Genomic DNA, 527 nt, shown 5'->3' with positions numbered 1-527 from the left:
CTTGATGCCGACGATCTCCACCTCCTCGTTCACCTTGAGCTGACCGCGCTCGACACGACCGGTGACGACGGTGCCACGACCGGTGATCGTGAAGACGTCCTCGATCGGCATGAGGAACGGCTTGTCGATGTCGCGCACCGGGTCCGGCACGTTCTCGTCGACGGCGTCGAGCAGGTCCTCGACCGACTTGACCCACTGCGGGTCGCCCTCGAGCGCCTTGAGGCCCGAGACGCGGATGACCGGGGCGTTGTCGCCGTCGAACTCCTGCGACGACAGCAGCTCGCGGACCTCCATCTCGACGAGCTCGAGGATCTCCTCGTCGTCGACCATGTCGGACTTGTTGAGCGCGACGAGCAGGTACGGGACGCCGACCTGACGGGCGAGCAGGACGTGCTCACGCGTCTGGGCCATCGGGCCGTCGGTCGCCGCGACCACGAGGATGGCGCCGTCCATCTGCGCCGCACCCGTGATCATGTTCTTGATGTAGTCGGCGTGACCGGGGGCGTCGACGTGCGCGTAGTTACGCT

1 protein-coding gene is annotated in these 527 nt (G+C 66.6%); it reads right to left on the bottom strand.

The annotated features are described in order from the left end of the window. Positions 1-527, bottom strand: a 527-nt coding sequence (locus tag G3I71_RS46465) for a GTP-binding protein (protein ID WP_239149788.1), incomplete at both ends; no start/stop codon positions are given.

The organism is Streptomyces sp. SID12501, assembly GCF_010550245.1.
GTDB lineage: Bacteria > Actinomycetota > Actinomycetes > Streptomycetales > Streptomycetaceae > Streptomyces.
This window is presented reverse-complemented; position numbering and strand designations above follow the sequence as displayed.